Annotated in this window: 1 protein-coding gene; it reads left to right on the forward strand. The window is 65.4% G+C overall.

The annotated features are described in order from the left end of the window. Nucleotides 1–1,458, forward strand: a 1,458-nt coding sequence (locus BRAS3843_RS09125) for an ATP-binding protein (protein ID WP_035981209.1), incomplete at its 5' end; no start/stop codon positions are given. Nucleotides 1,459–1,513 lie beyond the last annotated feature (55 nt).

Below are 1,513 nucleotides of genomic sequence, written 5' to 3' on the forward strand. Positions count from 1 at the left end.
GTCGACACCTTGCGCATGCTTTGTCCTGATGAGGCCAAGGCGCTCGCTGCACTGACTGAGCGAATGGACAACAAGGCGCCGATCCCCGAGCTGTTTCTCCATGTCGTGGCCGGCGGGGAGCGGCGGCGCTGGGCGCTCACCGCGAAACCGGCTTTCGACTATGACGGCCATTTCGCCGGCTATCGCGGTTTCGGTCGCGATGTCACCGAGCGCTGGCGGGCGGAGCAGGCGGAAGCCGAGAGCCGCGCCAAATCCGACTTCCTGGCGATGATGAGCCATGAGATCCGCACGCCCATGAACGGAGTTCTCGGGCTGGCCACGACGCTTCTGGAGACCAGGCTCGATCCCGAGCAGCGGCAGGCGGTGGTGACGATCCGCGAGTCCGGCGACAATCTGCAGCGGATTCTGAACGACATTCTCGACCTCTCGAAACTCAACGCCGGCCGTCTCGAATTCGAGTCGGTCGATTTCTCGCCGGCCGCTCTGGTCGAAGCCGTCGCCGCGATCATCGGGGTGAACGCCAAGGCCAAGGGCCTGCTGGTCAAGGCCGAGATCGCGGCCGACCTTCCGCCTGCGCTCAAAGGGGACGTCGCCCGCATCCGCCAGGTGCTGATCAACCTCGCCTCGAACGCGGTGAAGTTCACCGAGCGCGGCGGCATCACCATCGCCGCAAGCTGCCGGATGCGCGAGGGCGATCGTGCGATGGTGGAATGGCGTGTCTCCGACACCGGCATTGGGATTGCGCCGGATCAGGTCAGCCGCCTCTTTACCGATTTCACGCAGGCCGATGTTTCGATCAATCGCCGGTTCGGCGGCACGGGGCTGGGGCTCGCCATCAGCCGCCGCATCATCGAGCAGATGGGCGGCACGATCGACGTCACCTCCGTGCCGGGGGAGGGATCGACCTTCGGCTTCACGCTGTCGCTGCCATGGAGCGACACGCAGATCTCGGATCAGCGCGGCGATCGGGTCGGCGCCGGCGATCTCAAGACGCGCATCGCGGCGCTGGGGCGGCCGTTGCGGGTGCTGATTGCCGAAGACGATGCCACCAACCGCATGGTGGTTTCAAAAATGCTGCAGGAATTCGCGATCGACAGGCTGATCGTTCCCGACGGCGCGCAGGCCGTGAAGGCTGCCTGCGCGCAGGCGTTCGACCTGGTGCTGATGGATGTGCGGATGCCGGAAATGGATGGCCTCGCGGCCACACGCGCGATCCGTGCCCGCGGCGGCAGGCTCGCGGAGCTGCCGATCATCGCACTTACAGCCAATGCCTTTCCAGACGATATCCAGCAATGCCGCGAAGCCGGGATGTCCGATTTTCTCGCCAAGCCGCTGCGCAAGCCGGTCATCGTGGCGGCGATCTTGAAGGCAATCGGGCCGACCGTCGCTCCGTCTATGCCGAGCCTCGTAGCGCCATCGCTGGCGCCACGACATCCGGGGCAGAAGGTGGAGGTCTGATTGGACCAGGCGCGGCTTGGTACTACTGCGTTACGAACGCGAGACATCGCTCGCT

The organism is Bradyrhizobium sp. STM 3843 (assembly GCF_000239815.1).
Classification (GTDB): domain Bacteria; phylum Pseudomonadota; class Alphaproteobacteria; order Rhizobiales; family Xanthobacteraceae; genus Bradyrhizobium.